This window comes from Shewanella sp. c952 (assembly GCF_019654975.1).
Taxonomy (GTDB): Bacteria; Pseudomonadota; Gammaproteobacteria; order Enterobacterales; family Shewanellaceae; genus Shewanella.
Genome location: NZ_BPEW01000002.1, coordinates 223,389 through 247,591, shown reverse-complemented (window position 1 = coordinate 247,591; position 24,203 = coordinate 223,389). Strand labels below are relative to the sequence as shown.

Annotated in this window: 23 protein-coding genes and 1 tRNA gene; 10 read left to right on the top strand and 14 right to left on the bottom strand. The window is 42.4% G+C overall.

The features are described from left to right. Nucleotides 1–75: 75 nt before the first annotated feature. From K5R16_RS02890 to K5R16_RS02865, 6 genes are all read right to left on the bottom strand, one after another. Complete coding sequence (locus tag K5R16_RS02890) at nt 76–1,140, bottom strand: PepSY domain-containing protein (RefSeq protein ID WP_259649751.1); 1,065 nt, start codon at nt 1,138–1,140, stop codon at nt 76–78. Nucleotides 1,141–1,418: 278 nt separating this feature from the next. Beyond that, nucleotides 1,419–3,140: a DUF3859 domain-containing protein gene (locus K5R16_RS02885; RefSeq protein WP_220736044.1), complete on the bottom strand. Its 1,722-nt coding sequence runs from the start codon at nt 3,138–3,140 to the stop codon at nt 1,419–1,421. Between the two features lie 295 nt (nt 3,141–3,435). After that, complete coding sequence (locus K5R16_RS02880; protein WP_220736043.1) at nt 3,436–4,092, bottom strand: nitroreductase family protein; 657 nt, start codon at nt 4,090–4,092, stop codon at nt 3,436–3,438. A gap of 66 nt (nt 4,093–4,158) precedes the next feature. Next, nucleotides 4,159–4,449 (bottom strand): putative quinol monooxygenase, encoded by a 291-nt coding sequence (locus tag K5R16_RS02875; RefSeq protein ID WP_220736042.1) that lies wholly within the window; start codon nt 4,447–4,449, stop codon nt 4,159–4,161. 655 nt (nt 4,450–5,104) lie between these two features. Next, on the bottom strand, nt 5,105–5,995 hold the full coding sequence (locus K5R16_RS02870; protein WP_220736041.1) for a prohibitin family protein: 891 nt from the start codon (nt 5,993–5,995) through the stop codon (nt 5,105–5,107). 457 nt (nt 5,996–6,452) lie between these two features. Beyond that, nucleotides 6,453–6,692, bottom strand: a complete 240-nt coding sequence (locus K5R16_RS02865; RefSeq protein WP_220736040.1) for a YdcH family protein — start codon at nt 6,690–6,692, stop codon at nt 6,453–6,455. Nucleotides 6,693–7,249: 557 nt separating this feature from the next. On the opposite strand from K5R16_RS02865, the gene K5R16_RS02860 reads away from it, so the two are divergent. Next, nucleotides 7,250–8,440, top strand: coding sequence for an alginate export family protein (locus tag K5R16_RS02860; RefSeq protein ID WP_220736039.1), 1,191 nt, complete (start codon nt 7,250–7,252; stop codon nt 8,438–8,440). Between the two features lie 229 nt (nt 8,441–8,669). Then, on the top strand, nt 8,670–9,704 hold the full coding sequence (locus K5R16_RS02855; protein WP_259649750.1) for a hypothetical protein: 1,035 nt from the start codon (nt 8,670–8,672) through the stop codon (nt 9,702–9,704). A gap of 19 nt (nt 9,705–9,723) precedes the next feature. Here the strand turns inward: K5R16_RS02855 and K5R16_RS02850 are convergent, their stop codons facing one another. After that, the gene (locus K5R16_RS02850) at nt 9,724–10,134 is read right to left on the bottom strand and encodes a hypothetical protein (RefSeq protein ID WP_259649749.1); all 411 of its coding nucleotides are present in this window, start codon (nt 10,132–10,134) and stop codon (nt 9,724–9,726) included. Nucleotides 10,135–10,720: 586 nt separating this feature from the next. Here K5R16_RS02850 and K5R16_RS02845 point away from each other — a divergent pair. Together K5R16_RS02845 and K5R16_RS02840 are read left to right on the top strand one after the other, a co-directional pair. Continuing rightward, nucleotides 10,721–12,190 carry a carbon starvation protein A gene (locus tag K5R16_RS02845; RefSeq protein WP_220736038.1) on the top strand — a complete coding sequence of 490 codons (1,470 nt, stop codon included), beginning with the start codon at nt 10,721–10,723 and terminating at the stop codon, nt 12,188–12,190. Between the two features lie 114 nt (nt 12,191–12,304). Continuing rightward, nucleotides 12,305–12,901: an HAD family hydrolase gene (locus tag K5R16_RS02840; protein ID WP_220736037.1), complete on the top strand. Its 597-nt coding sequence runs from the start codon at nt 12,305–12,307 to the stop codon at nt 12,899–12,901. A 268-nt stretch (nt 12,902–13,169) separates the two neighbouring features. Here the strand turns inward: K5R16_RS02840 and K5R16_RS02835 are convergent. The 5 genes from K5R16_RS02835 to rpsU all read right to left on the bottom strand — a co-directional run bounded on the left by K5R16_RS02835 (nt 13,170) and on the right by rpsU (nt 17,948). Further along, nucleotides 13,170–13,246 (bottom strand) — tRNA-Ile (locus K5R16_RS02835). A gap of 244 nt (nt 13,247–13,490) precedes the next feature. Continuing rightward, the gene (rpoD, locus tag K5R16_RS02830) at nt 13,491–15,320 is read right to left on the bottom strand and encodes an RNA polymerase sigma factor RpoD (protein WP_220736036.1); all 1,830 of its coding nucleotides are present in this window, start codon (nt 15,318–15,320) and stop codon (nt 13,491–13,493) included. A gap of 126 nt (nt 15,321–15,446) precedes the next feature. Next, nucleotides 15,447–17,177 (bottom strand): DNA primase, encoded by a 1,731-nt coding sequence (dnaG, locus tag K5R16_RS02825; protein ID WP_220736035.1) that lies wholly within the window; start codon nt 17,175–17,177, stop codon nt 15,447–15,449. Between the two features lie 104 nt (nt 17,178–17,281). Further along, on the bottom strand, nt 17,282–17,725 hold the full coding sequence (locus tag K5R16_RS02820; protein ID WP_220736034.1) for a GatB/YqeY domain-containing protein: 444 nt from the start codon (nt 17,723–17,725) through the stop codon (nt 17,282–17,284). 7 nt (nt 17,726–17,732) lie between these two features. After that, on the bottom strand, nt 17,733–17,948 hold the full coding sequence (gene rpsU / locus K5R16_RS02815) for a 30S ribosomal protein S21 (RefSeq protein ID WP_020911290.1): 216 nt from the start codon (nt 17,946–17,948) through the stop codon (nt 17,733–17,735). A 229-nt stretch (nt 17,949–18,177) separates the two neighbouring features. On the opposite strand from rpsU, the gene tsaD reads away from it, so the two are divergent. Continuing rightward, a complete protein-coding gene (tsaD, locus tag K5R16_RS02810) occupies nt 18,178–19,194 on the top strand; it encodes a tRNA (adenosine(37)-N6)-threonylcarbamoyltransferase complex transferase subunit TsaD (RefSeq protein WP_220736033.1) in 1,017 nt (338 codons plus the stop codon). Between the two features lie 73 nt (nt 19,195–19,267). Here tsaD and plsY read toward each other — a convergent pair whose 3' ends face one another. Next, on the bottom strand, nt 19,268–19,879 hold the full coding sequence (gene plsY, locus K5R16_RS02805; RefSeq protein WP_220736032.1) for a glycerol-3-phosphate 1-O-acyltransferase PlsY: 612 nt from the start codon (nt 19,877–19,879) through the stop codon (nt 19,268–19,270). Nucleotides 19,880–20,191: 312 nt separating this feature from the next. Between plsY and folB the strand changes: the two genes are divergently transcribed. The 5 genes from folB to K5R16_RS02780 are packed head-to-tail and all read left to right on the top strand — an operon-like array spanning nt 20,192 to nt 23,683. Next, nucleotides 20,192–20,545 (top strand): dihydroneopterin aldolase, encoded by a 354-nt coding sequence (folB, locus tag K5R16_RS02800; protein ID WP_220736031.1) that lies wholly within the window; start codon nt 20,192–20,194, stop codon nt 20,543–20,545. Further along, nucleotides 20,546–21,037 carry a 2-amino-4-hydroxy-6-hydroxymethyldihydropteridine diphosphokinase gene (folK, locus tag K5R16_RS02795; protein ID WP_220736030.1) on the top strand — a complete coding sequence of 164 codons (492 nt, stop codon included), beginning with the start codon at nt 20,546–20,548 and terminating at the stop codon, nt 21,035–21,037. A 24-nt stretch (nt 21,038–21,061) separates the two neighbouring features. Then, nucleotides 21,062–21,862, top strand: a complete 801-nt coding sequence (locus K5R16_RS02790; RefSeq protein ID WP_220736029.1) for an undecaprenyl-diphosphate phosphatase — start codon at nt 21,062–21,064, stop codon at nt 21,860–21,862. A gap of 34 nt (nt 21,863–21,896) precedes the next feature. After that, the gene (locus tag K5R16_RS02785) at nt 21,897–22,730 is read left to right on the top strand and encodes a putative RNA methyltransferase (RefSeq protein ID WP_220736028.1); all 834 of its coding nucleotides are present in this window, start codon (nt 21,897–21,899) and stop codon (nt 22,728–22,730) included. A 53-nt stretch (nt 22,731–22,783) separates the two neighbouring features. After that, nucleotides 22,784–23,683 carry a L,D-transpeptidase family protein gene (locus K5R16_RS02780; RefSeq protein WP_220736027.1) on the top strand — a complete coding sequence of 300 codons (900 nt, stop codon included), beginning with the start codon at nt 22,784–22,786 and terminating at the stop codon, nt 23,681–23,683. Nucleotides 23,684–23,852: 169 nt separating this feature from the next. Here the strand turns inward: K5R16_RS02780 and K5R16_RS02775 are convergent, their stop codons facing one another. Further along, complete coding sequence (locus K5R16_RS02775; protein WP_020911298.1) at nt 23,853–24,119, bottom strand: Lpp/OprI family alanine-zipper lipoprotein; 267 nt, start codon at nt 24,117–24,119, stop codon at nt 23,853–23,855. Nucleotides 24,120–24,203: the final 84 nt, after the last annotated feature.

Here is a 24,203-nt window from a genome sequence, read left to right as displayed (position 1 = left end):
ATAAATGGCATAAAATGTCAACTGGGTAATTGTTAGCAAAGTTTTGCTAACAATTACCCAGTCGTTATTAGAGAACTAGCTACGTTTTTTCTTAAATATACGTCGATAGAAAGTGAGTGCACTAAACATTAGCATCATGCAGCCAACCAATGACACACTCGTAATAAATACAACGTAACCAAAAGGCATATTAAGCGCGTCGTGCAACGGTCTTACAAAACTGGCTACTCGGGCTGAAAGTGGCCTGTCGCTGTGCTTTAAAGCCGATTTAATGGTGCCTTCGGCGTGATTGATACTGATCCTGTCTGCATTACGTAACCACACGTCGCTATGGCTATCGAACTGGATGCTATAGCTAGGTTCCGCTGCTGGTTCTCCCTCTTTTGGCTTTTTAGCGCGATCTTTACTGACTGCAACGAGTAGAGAGTCAGGCCAAATGTTTTGCGCGGTTTGTAATTGGCTTGGCCAATCTTTAGCTTGGCTTTTAGGGTAGCTAATTTCTATGTTCGAGCTTGGTTTTAATGCGCCGAACCACAAACCTTTATAAGTGATTAAAAAGCCACTTAAACACAAAACGAATAGAGGCACAGAGATAAACAATCCGAGTTGAATGTGGCTTTTTAACAAGCTACTTGAACGAGTATCTTTAGGGAGACTTTGTTTTAGGCGAAAACCTTTACGCACTCGCCACCATAGATAGATCCCCACTAAGGTGATAACCGCACCAATCATTGATGCCCAAGCATTGAGGTACTTACCAAAGTCACCCATTAAGAAGTTTCTGTGTAACCAGAAAACGGTGCTATACATTGGCATTTCAGAAAACTTGCGAATAGACAGCTCATTGAGCTCACTATCTAACGCTATTGTTGTGCCCCTTGCACCAGCTTGAATATATGGGGTGTGCTCAGTGGGAAAGCGAACTGAGCTTATTTCTGGATAGCGTTCAAACAGTGTATTTGTCACCTCTGCTTTTCGCTCAATAGACAGTGGCGCGTATTGTTGTCCTTTGTCATCAAGGCGTTTGAACATGTCGATACTGCCAAGGTAAACGCCTGTTGTTAATACAGTTAGCATAGTAATGCTAATAAAAAAACCAACCCAATTGTGGAACCATTTTAAAGCGGGAACGACATTCATTGTTAAGATCTCAAATCGGTCTTGGCAAAATATAAGCGCAAGACAACTACGGCTAATAGCTTACTTTTTTGTTAAAAGGCTTTATTTCTATCTGGAAGTTGTTGCAGATAAATAAGTAAACTTTGAAGTTGAGAATGGTAATTAAACTCAGTTACAAGTTCAATTAAAGAAGTGTAAAGGAGCGTGATGCAGCTAGCAGTTTTTATCTGTAGTTATAATAAAGCCCGCACAGAGCGGGCTATTGATATTGTGGCAAGTTGTTTGCGCTAAATAGTCGTTTAATTACTTAAGCAGCTACCAACTTGTTGTGGTACAAGTTTGCTTGTTTGAATATATTTGTCACCCATACAGGCGGTAAGGTGGCTAAAGAAAGCTTTAAGCTGAGTATTCATAGGCCTACGCCTTAGCTTTTGAACTGCTTTTATCGCACTTTGCTGACATTGGGCTTTAAAAGGCTGAAGGCTTGTTTCGCAGTGGCTGCTATCGCTGAAGCCTAAACAGCTCCGGTACTTTTTATCCGTGCATAGATAATGTTGACCATTGCTAATTAAATCAGCGAAGGTGACATTTTTCTGCGGCTTTTGTTTTGGTTCTTCATCCATATTCACCAACATAAACGACTTGGTTGCTATGACTGAGTTACGGTAAAGAATATCGAGTGTCCAGCGGCCGCTGACCAGCTCATGTTTGTCGCCAAAATACCACATTGCCAAATTACGATTATGCTTGAGCATAGTGTCTGTCCAGCTTGATGTGGTGAAGCCTTTACCACTTTTAGGGTCAACAATTTCTGGGTGTGTCATACGCACCGTTATAGGGAATTGCGCCTGATTGACGAGCTCGGGAGCTATCTGTCCTTTGGCATTTTTCGGTAGGGTTACCGAATAACGATACCCTATATATTGGCCTAAAGACGGCAGCACTAACTGGCTCGAAAAAATATTGTATTGATTGCCATCTTGGCTGATTAACCCAGCCTCTAAAATACTCACTCGTGGCGATAGTAGATTAGAAATCGTGCGCTCGTTAGTTTGTGCTTGATTCGATAATGCGTAGGGTGTGCCCTCAATAGAGAGCACCTTTGGCGGTTGCGCGTGATTGACCTTCAGTAGCTGTAATGGGTTATTGAAAGCGGTCAGTTTATCTAAGTGCGCGAATGCAGAAGTATCTAATACGGTGAGTCGATTATTGTTGATCTCAAGCTCAGTAATCAGCGGCTCAGCGCTAAACAAAACATCTTCAATTTTGTTGTAGTCTGCTTTGAGTGTCACCAGTTGTGCATTACGGCTTAAATCGAGCTCATTCAATTGATTATTTCTAACAGATAGCTGTATCAATTTCGGGTTTTGGCTAACGTCTATTTGTGTCAGCTGATTACTCGCAAGGTAGACGTGGCTCAATTTGGCATTATGAGTTAAGTCGATATTATCCAGTGTGCCAACAGATAAATTGAGGCTTTGTAGTTGCGGATTATTAGATAGATCGATATTAGTTAGCTTATGTTTGCTTAAGCCTAGATCTCTTAATTTTGATTGAGCAGAAACATCAATTTGGGTAAGTGGCAGTTTGTAGGCATAAAGGCTAATCAGCTTTGAATTTTGGCCTACATCGATGTTGCTTATTTTATTGTTAGAGATATTGAGGAAAGTGAGCTCAGGGCTGTTGCTCAAATTGATATTGGAAAGCTTATTGCCTTGTAGATTTAAACGCTGAAGGTTGGGGCGGAGTGTTGTATCAAACTCTGCCAATTCATTATTCATTAAATCGAGGTCAGTAAGTGCCGGCATGTAACGAATTTCGTCGACATGGGTGATCTGTCTATCCGAGCAGTTGAGCTCGGTAATGTCTGACAACACTGCCATTTTTGTTTGTGCAATACAGTGTGCAAAGTTTGGATCTTTAAATTGAATGTCACTAACATTTTTGGGTGAGAGGGCGCAGCCACTTAATGCTACTAGCGTAACGCTTAAAATGTAGGTGGTTAACTTCGATGATATCATAACGTCTATTTCCCTTAGTGGTTGCTAGGCAACCTTCATCTAACCAGTTTTGAGTTTAATCATTAAAAAACAAAGGGAAAGTAACACAAAGCTAACTTTAATCAATCATGAGTTAGGCGATAAATTGTCAAATTTTGCGCTGTGAAGGCTTTAGGCTAAGAATTGGATGAGCAGTGAACAATTATGGTATCGAATCAGTCGTAGTGTTATAAAAAATGCCGTACATACGACCAAGTATGTACGGCATTATGGGGTTATTTAGCAATGGTCACTTGTCCATTGAATAACGGTTTAATTAGATAACCGTCATCACTGCTTCAGCGCTCAAGCGTGATTTTGGCAGTGCTGCATTGTAGTCTTCATCAGCATGGTGATAACCAATAGCCAGTGCAACCTCACAGACATAACCATCTAACTCATCTTTAAAATTCTCACCGATAAGCTCACTGTCTACGCCTTCCATTGTGGTAGAGTCGATGCCAAGACGAGCTAATACATGCAAAGTGTTACCCAGCGCTAAGTAAGTTTGAGATTTAGTCCAAGTTGCAGTGTTACCAGTCTCGTCAGTATTGATCTCAGCAAAAGCAAAGCCACCAAAAGCTTGCTCTCTTTCTTCAGGTTTCGTACGACCGTCTTCAATACCTTTATCAACCACTTTAGCGTAATCGTCGCGGGTGTAATGTGGGTTGTGAGCAAACAAAATAATGTGTGATGCTGATTTCATGTGCGGCTGATTAAACTGAAATTTATTAGCAAATGTGTCGTGCATACGTTGCTTAGCTGCATCGCTCTCAATCACAATAAACTTCCAAGGCTGAGAGTTAATTGATGAAGCGGATAAACGCATAGCCTCATAAATTACATCAAGTTCGGCCTGAGGAACGCGTTTTGATGCGTCATATCTCTTTGCTGTGTAACGGTTCTCTAAATCAGTAATAATTGGGTGTGTCATGTTTGTTTCCTTATGATGCTAGTGATTTAGCACCACTAAAAATTGGGGGAATTAGGCTAAAGTGTATTAGGCAATGTGTGTCATTTCATTGATCGTAAACAGTTCCACTCGACCTTCGGTGGCTGCAACGTAATCTGCTATATGGCTATTAGCCAGATGAGTCTGAAGATGTTCACGGCTTTGCCAGTTTTCATAAAATACGAAGTGAGCTGGATTTTCATTATCTTGGTGCAGGTCATAATTAATGCAACCCGCTTCTGCACGAGTCACCTCAATAAGCTTGATTAACTCTGCTTTGACGAAATCAATACTGTCCTTATTGGCTATTATATTAGCTACAACGGTGAGCTTGGTCATGCTGAACTCCTGTGATTCAAATCTAATCTCGGCATCGAATTTGTTACGTGTTCGACTATGGGGTGCATATTAGCGCTAAGTATTCAAAACAAAAACAGCTTAACTTTTGAATTATTATCAATTAAAAATTGATAATAGTGAGTGGCGGTGATGTTAGTGACTACTGTAAAAAGCTTAATCGCAATGATATTGCAGTTATTATTCGCACCAATCACGGCATGACCAATATGATTGCGTTATGCTCGAGCTTTAGGAGTCCATTCACTAGGTCAATAAGCTTAGCCCGATCTATTGAAATTTGCTCTATAGCTTATAAGCACACTCTGTAGCGTCCAGTGCTATGGTTTTCTTGCACAGGATAATGGGCGCAAGGGTTTCTTTTTAGCTTGTTAATATTGTCGCTATCCTCCATTAAACTCCTAGTGAATCCTGCATCTTCAGCTAGCACGGGTATATCTGCAATGAACATCATTAGCCCACTGAGGAGTGTTAGTTGAGGATTATCGGTGCTGTGTCAGTTTTCTTGAAATAGCTGTTAAACGAAGTTGGCTGTTAGCGGGGCTAGTTGACTGGTTTGCATTTGATTGCATATTCGAAACAAAAACGGGGCCATTAGGCCCCGTTGTACGTTAAGTAGAGTTGATACTGATTAGTTTTATTTACTATCGTCTCTTATATCCATAATTGGCATAACACCGTCACCCATCATGGTGCTTGGCAGTTTGCCATCCCACGCTTGTGCTTCGGTAAGTTTTACAATTAACGGGTTATTCTTAAGCGCCTTAGCTTTGGCTTCAATTGCTTGTGCCTCAGCTTTACCTTTTAGCAGTATTGACTGTGCTTCAGCCTCTGCAATTTTAAGTATCCCTTTAGCTTGAGCGTCGGCAGTGTTTACTGCGCGAAGTGCTTCTAGGCGTTGACGCTCAAGTTTGTGCTCTTCTGCGGCGGCTAAGTTCTTCTCTGTTTGTTTTATCTCAATCGAGTTGATGTACTTCTGCGGTAAGACAATATTTTCAATCTGGATATTATCAACCACGACAGGGAAGCCTTCCATCTCTTCAGCTAAGCGACGCTCGATGCCTTGAATTGCACTGGCTCGGTCTTGGATAAGCTGCTCCGCTTCAAACTGCGGGATAGTGTCTTTTGTCGCAGAACGAAAACGTGGGTCAAGAATACGTTGTTCAAACTGAGTGAGGCCACCATATCGTTTAAACAGATCTAACGCGGCTTCTTTGTTGACGGTCCAGTTGACAGACACTTCAATAGTGACCGGCATCTGTTCTTTGGTGCTTGATGCCATTTTCTCAGCATTCTTACGGGTACGTACTTCGATTAACTCGACCGTTTCGATAAATGGAATTTTAAAGTGTAAGCCTGGATTTTGTTGGCCTTTGGCTTCACCAAAGCGTTTTACCACGCCGACATGGCCCTCGATAACAATAAAATAGGAGTTAAATAAGGCTATGATAATTAGCAGTATTGGCAAAAATTTTGCTATTGAAATTGATTTTAAAAATGAAAGTGGTGATGATTTTTGCAGCGACATGTTTGGTATCCTTTCTAAATATGCGCGGCAAAGATAACAGGTTATTTAACAGGGTGAAACAGTTGTGTTTATTTAGTTGTAAAAGTGTTGGTTTAGGTGTTTTTTGATTAAAGAATCTAGCGGCTGTTGACCTTTTACGGTTGTTTTTGCCGCAGTTTATTGGCTATTTTGACAAAGCGGAGCCCATGTCGTTTAGTCATTTTCCACAAATAACCTACAACACAGTCAAAATAGCCAAGAAGTGCGGCCCTTCGGGTTCGTTTCAATGCTTTTATTCTTTTATGACAAGAATGCGTTACGAGCTTTCGCTTAGCCAGCTAAGCAGCATCGCTCAAGCCTTGTACTAAAATAATGATTCCTTACGGTAAAGAATCGAACGAAAACTAAGCTCTAAAGATCAACAGCTCCTAATAATTTAGCTTTAGCCTTAATCATTATGCTTTGTTATTGATTTCGATTACTGGCTCGACAGCCGCTGGAATAGTGCATCTTTAAGCTCAGCACGATCATGCTTGAGTTGATGCATCGCTTCATCATCTATCGGGGCGCCGTTGAGCTCTAACTCGCGGATCTCTTTATCTAGTGCATCGTAATGTTTAGCATCTTTTGTAAATGCGCTATCACTTTGACAAAGCTTGGTAATGACAGCTTGGTACTCAGGAAACTCATGGAGCAGAGAATGATCTTCGCCTAACATAAAAACCCCTTTAATTAGATATTAATAAACTCGATTTAACGGGTTAATTAAAGCTAATACTAAGATGAATTTCAAGGTGAAGATCATGGTGCTTATCTGCAAAGTATTAATGGCTTCAGCAGAACAGGTTAATCATGCTTGGTGATAGTAGGTAAGCTCTGTTTTACCATTTAACTGGATAACACTGAGGTGTGATAGTAAGCATCTTACCTATTTAGCAATGGTTATTTGGCCATTTATAGTTGCCTATAATGTAATAAATGAGTAGAAATAGTGTCGAGTTTATCGTCTCTTTAAGGTATTTTTATCCACATATTTCAGCTCCAGCCTGTATTTTATCTGCTTTGCATTTATCTGAATTAGAAATATAAATTTAAGAAAAATGAAATAAATACCTATTTATAGGTACCTCTAAATTAGTAGGTGTTAATGATCTTGCTCACAGTTATGGATACAAGGTTGTAATCATTTAGTAACATTGTTCTAGATCAAGTTTTCAAACTGTTTTCAGCTTTATAACCTTTTGTGAGAATGATGAAACAAAAGGATTACAATAAATGAAAGTCCATGCCCTAACGTTAGCCGTACTTGCAAGTTTAGCTTCTAGCGCTGTCGCCGCCGACACCGTTGACCCTCTTAAGAAAGCATTCATTGATGACTCAAAAGTTAAAGTTCAATTCCGTCTTCGTTATGAAGATGTTGATGTTGCCAATGTTGATCAAGAAAACCAAACAACTTTACGTACCCGTTTAAATTACCAAACTGGTGATATCTATAATTTGTTCGCTGTAGCGGAAATTGATGACGTTCGCTCAACAGATAACGAGCCGCTAATTGCTGACTATGCGTACACCCAAATTAACCAAGGTTTTATTGGTTATAAAGGACCAGCTGAAACATTGGCTAAATTTGGTCGCCAACGTATTTTGCTTGATAACCAACGTTTTGTTGGTGGTGTAGGTTTCCGTCAGAATGAGCAAACTTATGATGCATTTTCGGTAAAAAATACCGCCATCGAAGGCTTGACTGCATATTACGCTTACGTGGCTACAGTTAACCGTATCTTCCCTGAAGGCTCAGGTAAAGAAGAGCATGAAAACGAAACGAACCTAGTTAACATTAACTATTCAGGTCTAGATTTCGCCAAAATTACTGGTTACGGTTACCTAATTGATAACCAAGATGTCGCCGCTTTTTCTACAGACACTTATGGTGTTCGTGCAACGGGCGACATTAAGCTAGATGCACTTAAGTTGAGCTACGAAGCTGAGTTTGCACAGCAATCTGAAGCGGGTGATAACCCAGTTAGCTACAGTGCAAGTTACTACAAGTTGGGCGCAGGTATTAACCTAGATGCCTTTGGCTTCAAAGCCGGTTACGAAGTACTAGGCTCTGATGATGGTAAAGCTGGCTTTATCACTCCATTAGCAACGCTACACGCTTTTAACGGTTGGACAGATAAGTTCCTATTCGGTGGTAAAGGTAACTGGGAAAATGGTCTTGTTGACGCCCATGTTGTTTTGACAGCTAAGGTAGCGGGCTTAAAGTTACTCGCTAAATACCACAAGTTCGATTCTGATTTTGGCGATATCGATATGGGTAAAGAATGGGGCGTTGCTGCAACTTATCCATTTGCGAAGCACTACAGCCTAGGCGTTAAATACGCAAGCTTTAGCGGTGCTGATGAGGGGTATAGCTTCTCAAATGATACCGATAAGCTTTGGTTAACCTTCCAAGCAAAATATTAAGCACTTCTAGTTAATGCGGCAACGAGTGTAAGCGGTGTCATTACACCATACTCGTTGGCTGCAAACGCTCCCTTCCAAGCAGGAAAATTCTTTTATTCCTGCTTTTTTTCGTTTTAAAAACACGGGTCGAAGCTGTGTCGCTACAAACTTTGTTTTTAGTTAAATCACTGTAGCCCAAATGTGGCTAGTGTTACTATTGGGCAACACCCTTTATCAGTGAGCGAATTGCTTGTCGTCTCCATCCCAAATCGTTGTCGCAGTTCTTATTGTTAGCTTATTGGCATTGGTCCCCGTATTCGCCGCAGAACAGTCGTCTGAGCGACAAAAGGCATCAACACTGCCCTCTGATGAGCAGACTGAAGTCGCGGCCTCTAAACTGCCACCTGCTAGTACTCAAATAGAGGACGATGCTCCTTGCCATAGTGTCTCGCAGCAACACCAAGCAATAGATCGAGCATTTGATTACCTCAATACCAAATTTTGCCAGCCGGCTATCTGGTTCGATAGCTTCTTTGTTGACGATCGTATAGAAGAGGATGCGCGAGCAGGCACAGTCATTCGTTGGTACAACGACTTTTCGTTTTATGAGAAAGAAAGTTTCAAATACAGAGCTAACTTCAAGGCTCGCCTAAATCTTCCTGGTGTTAATAAACGTCTTAAACTCATTTTAGGTTCGACGGAGGAAGATGATCTCTTTGCGGCATCGAAAGCGCCAAACACAGAGCGAGAGCGCGAAGTTGGTCTGCGTTATGACTGGTATGCCAAAGGGCGAAGCAGTTTTAATATTCAAGCCAATTTAAAGCCAAAAGTTGAAGCAAGGTGGCGTTATGCCTATCCGTTTTCAGATAATACCGTTGCCCGCTTTACCCAAAAACTCTATCAAGAAAAAAAGGTTACCGGGCAGTCTAGTGGTTTGGATGTCGAGCACTCATTTAATGAGACCTTCCTGCTGCGCTGGAGTGGTGCTGCGCAATATGAGAACCGCGGAAATGGTTGGGAGTTGGGATCAAGTGTGCAGCTTTATCAATATATTAGTAACACTCAGGCGATTAGTTACCAAGGGGCAATACACAGTGTCGATGAGCCTTACTACTATATTCAAAATGCAAGTGTCGGTTTTACTTATCGACAGAACTTTGCCCGTGATTGGTTATTTTACTCAGTGACCCCTGAATATAACTGGAGCAAAGAAGATGCTGTCTCTGAGCGTATTCATCAAGTCATTATCACATTTACACTAGAGTTCTTATTTCAGAACGTTTAACACCTAATCTCAATTCGGATTAATCAACGACAATCACATCCTCTGACATAATCGTAGGTTCTTCTGTAGGGAGTGTTTCAATTTCAGACACTACCTGTTCAGCCAAAATGACTAAGCTATCTGTGTAGGAAAACCCGTAACCGTAGCCGCCCTCGGTGGTCACTCCATTGCCCAATAGGTGCGGATCGCTTAAGTGATCGCTAAAGTGGAAGTCGCCAGAGGTGATGGGGGTGATTTGCACCACTTTATAACCTTGTGCGTTAAGAGACTCAATAGCTTGCTGCAGATCGTCATTAAGCCTTTGTGAATCCACTTTACAGCTAGAATATTCCCAATCAGTGGTCTTGGGTTTTGCTTCCCACATCTGCTGCCGCTTATCGGTTTCAATTTTAGCAAAGTAGCTTTTTACTAATATGCTCTTTTGTTTCATCTGTTTATACATTCTCTATTACGATTGATACAACTCAATCTATCCTATTTTTATGGATAGAGAAATGCCTTATTGAGACGAGAGATGATCGAAGCGATAAAGTCTGCGCTTATTTGCGGAGCTAACTCCGATAGCTGTGTCCGTTAAGGCGAGGGCGCTCGACTTAACAGGTATATCCAACGAGCTTAAGTTATGTTGAATTTCCAAAAGCTATTGCTATAGAAATGCTGCTGGTTGGCGTTAGAAAGTGAACTTGATTGTTAAAAGGTACTCTCAGCTGTTTTTTTGTTCGATTATTTTTCTAATGACAACATCATTGATTCGGTCCATACCATGGGCATAAGTCAATTATTACCGAAGAGAATGGAGAGGAGTTGAACACATACTAACTCTGCGTTTTTGCAGGATTTGTTAATTAGACGTCGGTAATGTTCTCCGCTTGCAGCCAAGCTGTAAAATCTCCTACTTTAAAAAAGCAAACATGCGAACCCTACTTTGGTATAACACATTGTTACTTGACCGTAGAATCGATGTGATTGACACTTGGATAACAATAATTACCCTACAAAATACGGATTAACAAAACATGCTTATTTTCTTTATTTGCATTGGATTACTATTGCTAGCTTATAAGTTCTACAGCCCTTTTGTAGAGAAACAAGCTGGCATTGATCCTAAAGCAAAAACCCCTCAAACGCGTTTTGATGACGGTGTGGACTACGTAAAAGTTCATCCGGTTAAAGCTTACCTTATTCAGTTTCTTAATGTCGCCGGTGTCGGACCAATCTTTGGTCCTATCTTAGGTGCATTATATGGCCCAATCGCTTTGGTTTGGATTGTATTGGGTAACATTATTGGTGGTGCAGTACACGACTACTTCTCAGGCGTGCTGAGTATCAAAGAGGATGGTAAAAGTCTGCCTGAAATTGCAGGGCACTACTTCAATATTTATTTTAAAGGCGTAATGTTAATATTCACCGCGATGTTGCTGTTCTTCGTCGGAGTGGTCTTTATCATGAGCCCTGCAGGGTTGCTAAGTAGCTTAGATTACTTCGAGGGAACCATTTTTGCCAATAACACCTTTTGGGTGTTGGTGATCCTTGGTTACTACTTTTTTGCAACCATGCTTCCTATCGATAAAATCATCACTAAGCTTTATCCGCTGTTCGGCTTATTGATGATAGTTATGACAGTCTCTATCGCAATAGGCTTGTTAGTGAGTGCGCCGCAACTGCCTGAAGTCGGCGATATTTTTGCCTATTTCGATCATAGCCATTATAACAATGACCTATTGGCGCCAAATCCTGATGGTTTACCTGTATGGCCGCTACTGTTTGTGACTATTACTTGTGGTGCTATCAGTGGTTTTCACTCTACTCAAGCGCCAATCATGGCTCGTTGTTTAACCAATGAGAAATACGTTCGCCCTGTTTATTATGGTGCGATGATGTCTGAAGGCATCGTAGCGTGTGTATGGGCATTGGCTGGTATTGCAGCATTCCCAGGTGGCTATGTAGAGCTTAAGAGCATTCTCGATGCGGGCGGCCCAGGCCTTGTTGTAAACCAAGTTGCCACAACTTACCTTGGGGTTGCTGGTGGTATCATGGCGATTATCGCAGTGGCGATTTTCCCGATTACCTCAGGTGATACAGCATTCCGTTCTTTGCGACTGACTATTACTGATGCGTTTAAGATCCCGCAAAGTATGCGTAACCGTCTATTGTTAGCCATTCCAATTCTAATCATTGCGTACTTCATGACTAAAATTGATTTCTCATTGATCTGGCGTTACTTCGCATTCTCTAATATGTTGTTATCGACCAGTGTATTGTGGTTGGCAACTAAGTATCTGTTTGATCGCGGAACTTTCCATTGGATAGTCAGCTTACCTGCCATCATTGGTACCTGTGTGACAGTGTCTTACATTATGACCGCAGGTATAGGTCTTGGTTTACCACAAGAGATGAGCCAGCCAGTGGGTATTGCAGTTGGTGTTATCTGTTTAATTGGGCTGATACTTGCCCATCAGAAACGTAAAGTTGTTGCTGAGTCATAGGCTAACTTTTACCTGAAAAAAGGGCTGCTTTGCAGCCCTTTTTAGTGGGTGGATATCAATGGTTAAACGAGATAAAGTTACTGAGTAACTCTCGCGAGTTAAAAGGAGTATTGTTTGAAGCTAGCCCTATTTGATTTTGATGGCACACTAACCCATCATGATATGTACACTCGATTCATCCTTTATTCGGCCACTCCTATACGTTTGTTTCTTGGCTCTATTTTCCTTTCTCCGTTATACATACTCTACCGATTGGGCATTATTCCTGCACGTAAGCTCCGGCCACTGGTGAGCTATTGTGCTTTTGTAGGGCGAGACATAAAAACGGTTACCGCACTTGGTAAGCAATACGCAAAGGAGACAATTCCAAATTCTCTGCGAGCTGAAATGCTGTCTGTGCTCGAAAAGCATCAAGCAGACGGTACTGAGGTGGTATTGGTGTCGGCATCTCTCGACCTTTACTTACAGCCTTGGTGTGAATCTATGGGAATAAGGTTAATCTGCAGCCAAATGGCCGTAGAGCAGGGTCACTACAGCGGTCGTTATCAGGCTGGGGATTGCAGTTGTGAGATGAAAGCAATCAAAGTACAGCAACAGTTTTGTCTAACCGACTATAGCGAAGTCTTTGCCTACGGCGACACCCATGAGGATTTGGCTATGTTAGCTCTCGCAGAACACCCACATATGAATGGGATAAAAGTGTCGCTTTGATTGTAATCACTAGCCGATAAAAAACTGCTGAGACTAATAGCCTATTTTTCGTTTGAACTGCGAGAATTAGCATGATGCTTGGATTAAATTTAAGACATAAAAAAGCCTACACAAGGTAGGCTTCTTCGTTTTTAATTGATGGCCCTTCCCAGACTCGAACTGCATGAGTTGATGACGATGATGTTATCTATGAACGTAAGGGGGAGAGTCATTTAAATTTTTGACATGAAAAAGCCGCTTGAATAAATTCAAGCGGCTCATCATAAATTGGTGGCCCCTCCCAGACTCGAACTGGGGACCTGACGATTATGAGTCGTATGCTCTAACCAACTGAGCTAAGGGGCCGACTTAGGATAGTCGTCACTACCGAAAGCGAAAAGAAGTATACGAGGTTTAAATGCGCTTGTCACCTGAGTTTTTCGCTGTTTTTAACTCTAATGGTTCAACTGCTTATCTGTTAATCAATATTAAGTCGATTCGTAAGCGCAGAAACAAAAAAGCTGCCATTAGGCAGCTTTTTCAATGAGTTTTGAATCTAGCTAAAGACTACTCGTCTCTTTATTTAAGACTACTCGTCTCTTTGCTAAGACTACTCGTCTAAGAACGACTTCAAAATCTCTGAGCGAGAAGGGTGACGCAACTTACGTAGCGCTTTAGCTTCAATTTGACGAATACGCTCACGCGTTACATCAAACTGCTTACCCACTTCTTCTAACGTGTGGTCGGTGTTCATGTCGATACCAAAACGCATACGCAATACTTTCGCTTCACGGGCGGTTAGGCCTGCAAGAACTTCGTGTGTTGCATTACGTAAGCTTTCGCCAGTCGCAGAGTCTAGTGGTAACTCAAGCGTCGTATCTTCGATAAAGTCACCTAAGTGCGAATCTTCATCGTCACCAATTGGTGTTTCCATTGAGATTGGCTCTTTAGCAATCTTCAATACCTTACGGATCTTGTCTTCAGGCATTAACATGCGCTCAGCAAGCTCTTCAGGTGATGGCTCACGACCCATCTCTTGTAGCATTTGACGAGAGATACGGTTTAGCTTGTTGATCGTCTCTATCATATGTACTGGGATACGAATTGTTCTTGCTTGGTCAGCAATAGAACGAGTAATTGCCTGACGGATCCACCATGTCGCATAAGTTGAGAACTTATAACCACGACGGTATTCGAACTTATCTACCGCTTTCATTAGACCAATGTTACCTTCTTGAATGAGATCCAAGAACTGTAGGCCACGGTTGGTGTACTTTTTAGCAATCGAAATTACTAGACGTAAGTTCGCTTCGACCATCTCTTTCTTTGCTCGGCGCGCTTTCGCTTCACCGATAGACATACGACGGTTGATATCTTTAATCGCGCCAATGGCGAGACCTGTTTCAGTTTCAATCGCGTCAAGCTTTGCACGGCAACGCTGAACATCGAAATCGACCATTTTAAGGCCTTCTGCGTATGGCTTGCCCGATGCTAGCTCTTCATTGAACCATTCGATGCTACTTTCGTTACTGGTATATACCTTAACGAAGTTTTTCTTAGGCATTTTCGCTTGTTCAACACAAAGCTTCATGATCAAACGCTCTTGAACGCGAACTTTGTCCATCATTGCGCGCATGCTTTTTACTAAGCGGTCAAACTGCTTAGGCATCAAGCGGAACTCTTTGAAGATCTCGCCGATTTCAAAAAGGGCTACGGTAGACTCTGGATGACCACGACCTTTGACTGAGATGATTTCAAGTGCTCTTTCATGAGCTAGACGAAGCGTAGTAAATTTCTCTTTAGCTTCTTCAGGATCTGGACCTTTTGGACCTTCCTCTTCTTCGTCTTCATCATCGTCATCGTCTTCATCATCTAATTCTTCATCAGACAGTTCAGAACCCACGTGAGTAGCAGTAGGCGCAACATCTTCTGCATTTGGATCGATGAAACCAGAGATGATGTCAGATAGTCTAACTTCCTCGGCTTCGAAGCGATCAAACTGCTCTAGGATCATTGCAATTGCTTGCGGGTATTCAGCAACTGAAGCTTGAACCGTGTTGATCCCTTCTTCAATACGCTTGGCGATAACAATCTCACCTTCACGGGTCAGTAGCTCAACCGTACCCATTTCACGCATGTACATGCGCACTGGGTCAGTAGTACGACCTAATTCAGCTTCCACTGTCGCTAATGCGGCAGCAGCTTCTTCTGCAGCATCGTCATCGGTGCTGTCTTCAGACATCATGATTTCATCAGCATCCGGAGCCTGTTCATAGACTCGAATACCCATGTCATTGATCATCTGGATAATATCTTCGATCTGGTCAGAGTCGACCATGTCTGCAGGTAGGTGATCGTTCACTTCTGCGTAGGTTAAGTAACCTTGCTCTTTACCTTTGGCAAGCAACAATTTAAGTTGCGACTGCGGAGTATGATCCATAGATATCATCCAAGTTGGGAAACAGTTAAAACGACGGGCAAAAAACAGCCGCGCAAGTCGTTAATTATAGCCTTCGGTGCTTCACTGTGCTAGTCCAAGTGTTTACTTTTGGGGCAGATTTCAAATCTATGCCTTACTTTTGATCACTGAGATTAGCTTGCTAAGCTGTAATCTTTCATCTTTTGTGAGGTTAGTTTTCAAACTCAGCTCTTGGTAGCGTTGCTCCAGATACTGGTTGTTTAACCACACTAAGGTGCCTTTTAACTCTTTAAGTAAGTTTTCATCCGCCACTTGATGATCCCATTGGGTCAGTTTTTTTAGGGTGCTGAATTGGTTATCGCCCCTGAACTGTTCAAGTAGTTGTGCGCTGCTCATTACTTTGCCGCGAGTTAAATCTAATACAAGGGCTAGCAAGTCAATGCCTGGCATTTGTACGTGTTTTAGCGCGAGTTGCTCAGGTAATTTTTCACCTAGGCGCGGATGTTGTACTAACAATGCAATGGCTAGTCGCAATGGGGTACCACGTCCTTTTAACGCTTTGTGCTGTTTAGGTTTATCGGCCGTCTTAGTCGAAAAGTTAAATTTTCGTTTAAGCTCATCAGCACCGTTCATTCTTAGCTTGTGTGCTAAATCTTCAAGCAGCAGACTCTGTAATACAGTGTCTTGCACTTTTTCTATCAGTTTAATGGCATTTTTTGCCAAAACACTTTTGTCTTCTTTACCAAATTTCTTCGCTAAGTTTTCAAATAGAAACTCAGGAAGTGCCATGGCTTGGCCAATATTCTGTTCGAACTGTTCTTTACCGATTTGTCTCACTAGCGTGTCAGGATCTTCGCCTTCAGGTAGAAACATGAAGCGAACTTGATTGCCAGGTTTTAACAAGGGCAGTGCGGTTTCAAGTGCACGCCAAGCAGCTTCTTTACCAGCTTTGTCGCCGTCATAACAACAGATAACTTCTTTTGCACTACGCAGTAACAGCTGAAATTGATCAGCGGTAGTTGAAGTTCCTAACGACGCAACAGCATAGTCGACGCCGAATTGCCCTAGAGCAACCACGTCCATGTAGCCTTCAACAATGAGCACTTGTTGTGGATCACGATGACGCTGTTTTAGCTCATATAATCCATAAAGCTCATTGCCCTTATGAAATATGGGCGTTTCTGGAGAATTCAAGTACTTTGGCGTACCTTCTCCTAAAACTCTGCCACCAAAGCCAATCACTCGGCCGCGTCGGTCCCTAATCGGGAACATTAATCGGTCGCGAAACCTGTCATAGCGCTTACCGCTGTCATTTTCGATGACCATGCCGGCTGTGAGTAGTTTGTTCTGTGAATCTTGGTTCTGACGATATCGGCTTAATAAACCGTCCCATCCATCGGGAGCAAAACCAATATTAAAATGTTCGACTACCTCTTTTGAAAGCCCACGATGGGCTAAGTAATCAAGCACTTTTTGTTTATCTGGATGTTGTCTTAACTGACTTTGAAAGAATAAGCTCGACTCTTCCATCAGTTGGTATAAATCACGACTAAGCTCTTGGTCGCGAGGCTTACCAGTGCCTTGTTCCTGGGGAACTTCTAGTCCTAACTGTCCAGCGAGTTCTTCAATTGCATCCACGAAGTCGAGTCGGTCATATTCCATGACAAAATCAATAACATTTCCGTGTGCGCCGCAGCCAAAACAATGGTAAAACTGTTTGTCTCTGCTAACGGTGAAAGAGGGAGATTTTTCGCTATGAAAAGGACAACAGGCAGAGTGGTTTTTACCCGCCTTCTTTAGGGGCACTTTAGGGTCGATTAAGTCGACAATGTCAGTGCGAGCTACTAGCTCATTGATAAAATCACGAGGTATCGCCATTAGTGTTGTTAAATGCCGCCTTTAATTTCGTGAAGTTAAAATAGAGAAAATCGAAAACAAACAAGCCGCGCAAAAGCACGGCTTATTCATCATTAAAACTAAAACTACTTGAGTTTTGCACGGATCATAGCGCCAATTGCCGCCATATCTGCTCTGCCCATTACTTTAGGTTTTAATGATCCCATTACTTTACCCATGTCCGCCATGGAGGATGCGCCCATCTCAGAGATGCTTGCATCAACTAGCACAACAATTTCCTCTTCAGTAAGAGGTTGAGGCAGAAACTCTTCAAGTACTTGAATTTCATCTGCTTCAATTTGTGCTAATTCGTCGCGTCCTGCTGCTGTATATTGAGCAATAGAATCACGACGCTGTTTAACCATTTTGGTTAAGACCGCTATAGTTTGGTCATCATTCAAAGATTCGCGGGTATCCACTTCAATTTGTTTGATGGCCGCTAGTGCCATACGAATAGTCCCCAAGCGCACCTTTTGTTTGGCACGCATGGCGTCTTTCATCTGCTCTTTTAGCTGATCAATTAGGCTCATAATGAGATTAGTATAAACGTACGCGACGTGCGTTTTCGCGAGAAAGCTTCTTAGCAAGACGCTTGATAGCAGCGGCTTTAGCACGTTTACGTGCAGTAGTTGGCTTCTCGTAGAATTCACGAGCGCGAACGTCAGCTAAGATACCAGCTTTTTCACAAGAGCGCTTGAAACGACGAAGAGCTACGTCGAATGGTTCGTTTTCACGTACTTTAATAATTGGCATACGCCATCACCCCTTAGGTGTAGGTTGCATTGAGACAATTACTTGACTCAGATAATTTAAAAATGGTGCGGAATTCTATACCGACTCGCCCCCTGTTGTAAACCCTTATTAGCGATCAGAATTGCGTCTTCTTACTAATAATCTACTCAGATGGCCGTTGTGCTATGGAGTAATTAAAGCACAGCAGGTAGAATTGTCGGCAATATATATGAAGTAAAGATGAGAAACAATGCGGGTTTTAGGAATAGAGACATCTTGTGATGAGACAGGAATAGCTGTTTATGATGACGGCAAAGGGCTTTTATCACATACCTTATATAGTCAGGTTAAATTGCACGCCGATTACGGTGGGGTTGTTCCTGAGTTAGCATCGCGTGATCATGTTCGTAAAATCGTGCCGTTGATCCGCCAAGCATTAGCTGATGCCGATATGACCATAGAAGATATTGACGGTATTGCATACACCAAGGGGCCAGGGCTTATTGGTGCTTTACTTGTAGGTGCATGTGTTGGCCGAGCGTTAGCATTTTCGTGGGATAAGCCTGCAATTGGTGTGCATCATATGGAAGGACATCTACTCGCCCCTATGCTCGAAGATGATGTTCCTGAATTTCCATTTCTTGCGTTATTAGTATCGGGTGGTCATTCAATGCTTGTGGGCGTTGAAGGAATTGGTCGTTATGAGGTTCTAGGTGAGTCTGTAGATGATGCAGCAGGCGAAGCGTTTGATAAGACTGCTAAGTTAATGGGGCTTGATTACCCAGGCGGACCGAGATTGTCGAAATTGGCTGCCAAAGGCGTGGCTAAGAGTTATCGTTTTCCAAGACCAATGACAGATAAGCCTGGGCTTAATTTTAGCTTCTCGGGGCTTAAAACATTTGCTGCTAATACAATCGCGGCAGAACCAAACGACGAGCAAACAAGAGCTAACATCGCTTGTGCATTTGAAGAGGCGGTGGTTGATACCTTAGCGATAAAATGTAAGCGAGCGTTAAAGCAAACGGGTTACCAGCGTTTAGTTATTGCGGGGGGAGTGAGTGCCAATACGCGTTTACGAGCTCAATTAGCTGAAATGATGACTAACCTTGGTGGTAAGGTTTTTTACCCTCGTGGTGAGTTCTGTACCGATAACGGTGCAATGATCGCTTATGCGGGTCTACAGCGCTTGAAAGCAGGACAAACCGATGACCTTGGCGTTAAAGGTCAGCCAAGATGGCCACTGGATACTTTAGAACCAGTTGATTGAACATTATCTTTATATGAAAAACGGCGCTTAAGCGCCGTTTTTTTATGATCCTAGCCACGTGAAGCGAATATCGTTATAGGCTTTTATTACGCCTTTTACGAGACACTTTAGACTCTTCACCTTTTAACAAACGTTTAATATTGTCACGGTGGCGGATCACGATAAGTGTTGAAAGCATTGCCACCGGAATGGTAAATCTGTCATCGAGCCACCAAGTATAAACGGGGGCTAATAGTGCGGTGCAAATGGCGGCAAATGATGAGTAGCGTGTGATCAACACAATGACTGCCCAAGTCAACATTAGATATATCGCCAAAAAATGACCAATTGGCGCCATGGCACCAAAAGCCGTTGCTACACCTTTACCACCTTTAAAACCAAAAAATATTGGAAAGATATGACCTAGGCAGGCGGCTATAGCAATGAGGCCTAGTGAGATTGGATCGACGCCTAATCTAAAGGCTAGGTAAGTGGGGGCGGCACCTTTTAGCATATCAAAAAATAACACGAGTGCTGCAGAACTAGCGCCGCCTATACGCAGCACATTGGTGGCTCCAGGATTACCTGAACCCTCAGTTCTTGGGTCGGGCAGGCCACGCATTTTGCAAACCAGAACAGCACTCGATATTGAGCCTGCCAAATAGGCGCCCATTATCATTAATATTGTTAGTGCTATTGTGGTCAAATTGGTTTCCTTATCCGTCTTAGGGTATTATCGCGCCACACAAAAAAATGCTCTTTAGATTCAACTGACAGCCTTATGGATTTGGCAGTGAATTGGAGCACAAAAAACAGCTTTGAATATCTCTGTTAGCTACCTTGCTATTAAAGCGGCTGTTTTTATTAATTCTTTATTTACGAGAACTTATCCTACTTGGATTTGTTCTTGTTCGAAAGAGCCATAGGGTAATATCTCAGCTTTGCGACGGATTATATCCTTTTTGTTCGTTTTAGCTTATCAGACCTCAGTGGCAATGATTAAGGTTTTGGAGAAAACATGGATAAAGTACTGATTAGAGAACTTAAAATAGAAACCGTTATTGGGATCTATGAATGGGAAAAGCAGATCCATCAAACCTTGTTACTGGATTTAGATATGGCGTGGGATAATCGTTTGGCTGCGGCGAGTGATTCATACGAGAATGCACTGTGCTATGAAACAGTATCGAATCGACTCACCGCGCTTATTACCGAAAAGCCTATAGAGTTGATTGAAACCGTTGCTGAGATGGTAGCGACTTGTCTGATGAGTGAGTTTAATGTGCCTTGGGTTAAGGTTAAAGTGATGAAACCTGGAGCAGTGCCAACCGCTCAAGCCGTTGGCGTTGAGATCGAGAGAGGTCATGCATAAATGGCCAAGATCTACATCAGTTTAGGTAGTAATATTGAGCCCGTTCGCTACCTAAAGGCTGCATTAATTGATTTGGACTATCATTTTGACGAGTTAGTGCTGTCATCGGTTTTTGAGAGTGAAGCGGTCGGTTTTGATGGGACTAACTTTCTGAATATGGTCGTTGCAGCCGAAACCGAATTATCCATTGAAGACGTTGTCGCTAGGTTCAAAAAAATCGAACAAGATCATGGTCGCGTTGTGGGGGCTAAAAAGTTTGCAGCCAGAACTTTAGATTTGGATTTACTGCTTTATGATGATGTCGTTTGTGAAGCGCCAATCGTGCTGCCACGCGCCGAAATCTTATATAACGCATTTGTACTTTGGCCTTTAGCTGAAATTGCCCCCGAGCTTAACCATCCTGTCGTTATGGAATCATATAAGTATCTCTGGAACGAATACGATAAATCACAACAAAAATTATGGCCTATTGAGTTCAATTGGTCTGCTTAAGTCGCTTTTTAAAATAGGAAAGTTATGGACACGTTTCAGGTGATTATATTGGCGCTAATTCAAGGCCTCACCGAGTTTTTACCCATTTCAAGCTCTGCACATCTGATCTTACCGGCGCAATTATTAGATTGGCAGGATCAAGGGTTATCTTTTGATGTGGCAGTGAATACGGGCTCATTACTCGCAGTGGTAATGTATTTCCGTAAAGAATTGTATTCTATGTTTATGGCTTGGACTGGCAGTATAGCCAGTGGCAAACAGACCCAAGAGAGTAAGTTGTCTTGGTGGATCATATTAGCCACCATTCCAGCAGTCATTGTTGGTTTTACTGCTAAAGGCTTTATTGAGACGCACCTGCGTAATATCGAAGTCATTGCTGCAACGACTATCATTTTTGGTTTATTGCTTTGGTGGGCAGACAGAATGCAGCGCCAAGGTTTTAATGAGTTCCAAGTGGGTTGGAAAAAAGCATTAGTGATTGGTATCGCTCAGGCTATGGCGCTCATTCCTGGGACGTCGCGTTCAGGCGCTACAATTACAGCTGCATTAATGCTTGGCTTAAACCGTGAAGCAGCAGCGAGATTTTCATTTTTGATGTCGGTGCCAGTGAGCCTTGGTGCGGCGATCTTAGTGACTAAAGATCTGATTTCGAGCGGTCAAGCCATTGATTATCAAGCCTTGGGATTAGGTATCGTGGTGTCATTTATCGCTGCTTATGTGTGTATCCATTACTTCTTGAAGATTATTAGTAAGATGGGCATGACGCCATTTGTGATCTATCGATTAGCGCTAGGCGCCGTCTTGTGTGGCTTTATCTTCCTGTAAAGCTAGACCTATTTATTTGAACAGTGAGCGTGTTATGAACAGTATTTATCTTTGTCCCATTTGCCAGTCAGACTTAATGGTGCATGAAGAGTCGAAAGGGCTGCATTGTGAAAATAAGCATCACTTTGACAAAAATGAGCATGGATATTGGCTCTTTGGCCAGGTTAAAAAGCCAAAAATTGACTCTAGAGCTGTGATGCGTGCTAAGCGCTATGTACTTGAATCTGGGATTTATGTACCGCTTGCACAGAAACTGGCTGAGATTATTGGTAATTTGCCACAGTTTTCAGCGGGTAAGTCATTATCACAGTTAGATTATGACTGCGGAGAGGGTTATTTTTTAAGAACGGTTAAGGACATTCTAGCTGAGCAGCAACCTGATACTGCTGTTGAGCAAACAGGGATCTCTGAAGCGGAGAACGCTATTTTTGCAGCTGCTAAGTCGCAAAGTGGTCCGACTTATATCGTTTCAAACTTAAAGCACCTGCCGATTAAAGATGAAAGCTTTGATTTAGTGACCTTAATCGATAAACAACTTAAGGGAAAAGAGCTGACGCGAGTACTCAAGCAAGATGGGATTTTATTACAGGTAGCCGCAGGCCCTAGACATTTGTGGCAGATAAGAGAGTTTATCTACCCAGATCTGACTGAAAAACCTGTCAGCCATAATTTGCCAAAAGAGCTTGAGTTAGTCCAGAGTGAGAGACTGTCGATTAAGGTGAGTGTTTCCGGTGAGCAAGCAATAGCGTTACTTGAAATGACGCCTTATGCTTGGCGCGCCAACGACAATACGCGCCATCATATTCAACAGGCTAAGTTCGATTCACTAGAGATAGATTTTGTGATTAACCTGATGACTAGAAAATAGTTGTCGCTCAAGGTAATCTTTGTTTATTCAACCTAACGGAATTTTAAATACTGATGATGCGTACATTGCTGTTGTTCATCTTAGCTGTTTTACCGCTAGTTTCATTTGCTAACGTGTATCAGATCCCGCAAGACGGTAGCCGTCTAGTGGGAGAGTTACAAGAGCATGTAGTGGAAAAGGGCGACTATTTTCAAACCATCTCTAAACAATACAACATAGGTATTTTGGAATTAATGGAATCCAACCCAGGTGTTGATCCGTTTCTGCCAAGGCCGGGTACGCGTTTATTAATTCCAACCCAGATGTTGTTGCCTGATGTACCGCATAAAGGGGTGGTGATTAACTTAGCTGAACTGAGGTTGTATTACTTCCCTAAAGGTGGCCAAGAGGTGCACGTATTCCCTGTTGGTATCGGTCGAATAGGCAGAGAGACGCCAGAGATGGTGACTCGGATTAAATCTCGGATCCCTAACCCAAGCTGGACACCACCGGCTAGCATCCGCAAGGAGCATTTAGAAGAACGCGGTGAGGAGTTGCCAAGAGTGGTATTGGCAGGCCCTGAAAACCCATTAGGAAAATATGCCATTCAGCTTTCTTACGGCGACGGTAGCTACTTGATCCATGGAACCAATAAGGATTTTGGTATTGGTATGCGAGTCAGTGCAGGTTGTATCCGTCTGAACCCTGATGATATTGAATGGCTGTTTAATGAGGTTAAATATGGTGATTCAGTCACTGTTATTAACCAGACCGTTAAAACTTCTACTGAGCCAGACGGACAGCAAATCATCGAAGTACATTCGCCATTGTCTGAATCTGAAGGACAAAGTAATCGTGTGATTGAGATGAATCGTGATGTCGTAGAGTTTATTGGGCAAGAAGATGTTGATTATACTAAAGCTAATGATGCCTTACTGACTCAAAATGGCATCCCAGTCAATATTCAAAGCTAGTCGCATTAAGCTTGGTTGAATTATGCGTCCATATTTGGGCGCTTTTTTATATCTGGATTTTGGTTGATATGAGGCGTGTGTTGTTACTGCAGATAAATTTAAGGCTTGGTCAAGTTACCTTGAACCAAGCCTTTCGGAGTAGCTTAAATAAGCTAATTCCTAAACGTAATTACTTCTTGTAAGAAGACGCTACGTTGTCGATACGGTCGTTAGCACGCTTAGCTTCTGCTTGTGCGTCCATAGCTGCTGCTTTTGCATCATTGATGTCAGCAGACATTTTACCGTGATCTGATTTTAGTGAGCTAACTTCAGCTGAAAGCTGGTCAACTTTGTTACCTAGGTTTGCAACGCTTTCTTCAAGAGCAGTAGTGTTTGCACAGCCACCTAGAAGGGCAGTCATTGCTACACCAGCAATCATAAGTACTTTTTTATTCATCGGGAATTCCCTTTATTTAGGTTGGATTTCATAAGCACAGCCGTACATAACAACTGAACAGGCTAATTATGTCATAGAAAAATT

What these genes read in the sequence shown, in the direction of transcription:
- K5R16_RS02890 (WP_259649751.1), bottom strand. Translation starts at nt 1,140, where the DNA reads ATGAATGTCGTTCCCGCTTTAAAATGGTTCCACAATTGGGTTGGTTTT.
- K5R16_RS02885 (WP_220736044.1), bottom strand. Translation starts at nt 3,140, where the DNA reads ATGATATCATCGAAGTTAACCACCTACATTTTAAGCGTTACGCTAGTA.
- K5R16_RS02880 (WP_220736043.1), bottom strand. Translation starts at nt 4,092, where the DNA reads ATGACACACCCAATTATTACTGATTTAGAGAACCGTTACACAGCAAAG.
- K5R16_RS02875 (WP_220736042.1), bottom strand. Translation starts at nt 4,449, where the DNA reads ATGACCAAGCTCACCGTTGTAGCTAATATAATAGCCAATAAGGACAGT.
- K5R16_RS02870 (WP_220736041.1), bottom strand. Translation starts at nt 5,995, where the DNA reads ATGTCGCTGCAAAAATCATCACCACTTTCATTTTTAAAATCAATTTCA.
- K5R16_RS02865 (WP_220736040.1), bottom strand. Translation starts at nt 6,692, where the DNA reads ATGTTAGGCGAAGATCATTCTCTGCTCCATGAGTTTCCTGAGTACCAA.
- K5R16_RS02860 (WP_220736039.1), top strand. Translation starts at nt 7,250, where the DNA reads ATGAAAGTCCATGCCCTAACGTTAGCCGTACTTGCAAGTTTAGCTTCT.
- K5R16_RS02850 (WP_259649749.1), bottom strand. Translation starts at nt 10,134, where the DNA reads ATGAAACAAAAGAGCATATTAGTAAAAAGCTACTTTGCTAAAATTGAA.
- K5R16_RS02845 (WP_220736038.1), top strand. Translation starts at nt 10,721, where the DNA reads ATGCTTATTTTCTTTATTTGCATTGGATTACTATTGCTAGCTTATAAG.
- rpoD (WP_220736036.1), bottom strand. Translation starts at nt 15,320, where the DNA reads ATGGATCATACTCCGCAGTCGCAACTTAAATTGTTGCTTGCCAAAGGT.
- dnaG (WP_220736035.1), bottom strand. Translation starts at nt 17,177, where the DNA reads ATGGCGATACCTCGTGATTTTATCAATGAGCTAGTAGCTCGCACTGAC.
- K5R16_RS02820 (WP_220736034.1), bottom strand. Translation starts at nt 17,725, where the DNA reads ATGAGCCTAATTGATCAGCTAAAAGAGCAGATGAAAGACGCCATGCGT.
- rpsU (WP_020911290.1), bottom strand. Translation starts at nt 17,948, where the DNA reads ATGCCAATTATTAAAGTACGTGAAAACGAACCATTCGACGTAGCTCTT.
- tsaD (WP_220736033.1), top strand. Translation starts at nt 18,178, where the DNA reads ATGCGGGTTTTAGGAATAGAGACATCTTGTGATGAGACAGGAATAGCT.
- folB (WP_220736031.1), top strand. Translation starts at nt 20,192, where the DNA reads ATGGATAAAGTACTGATTAGAGAACTTAAAATAGAAACCGTTATTGGG.
- folK (WP_220736030.1), top strand. Translation starts at nt 20,546, where the DNA reads ATGGCCAAGATCTACATCAGTTTAGGTAGTAATATTGAGCCCGTTCGC.
- K5R16_RS02790 (WP_220736029.1), top strand. Translation starts at nt 21,062, where the DNA reads ATGGACACGTTTCAGGTGATTATATTGGCGCTAATTCAAGGCCTCACC.
- K5R16_RS02785 (WP_220736028.1), top strand. Translation starts at nt 21,897, where the DNA reads ATGAACAGTATTTATCTTTGTCCCATTTGCCAGTCAGACTTAATGGTG.
- K5R16_RS02780 (WP_220736027.1), top strand. Translation starts at nt 22,784, where the DNA reads ATGATGCGTACATTGCTGTTGTTCATCTTAGCTGTTTTACCGCTAGTT.
- K5R16_RS02775 (WP_020911298.1), bottom strand. Translation starts at nt 24,119, where the DNA reads ATGAATAAAAAAGTACTTATGATTGCTGGTGTAGCAATGACTGCCCTT.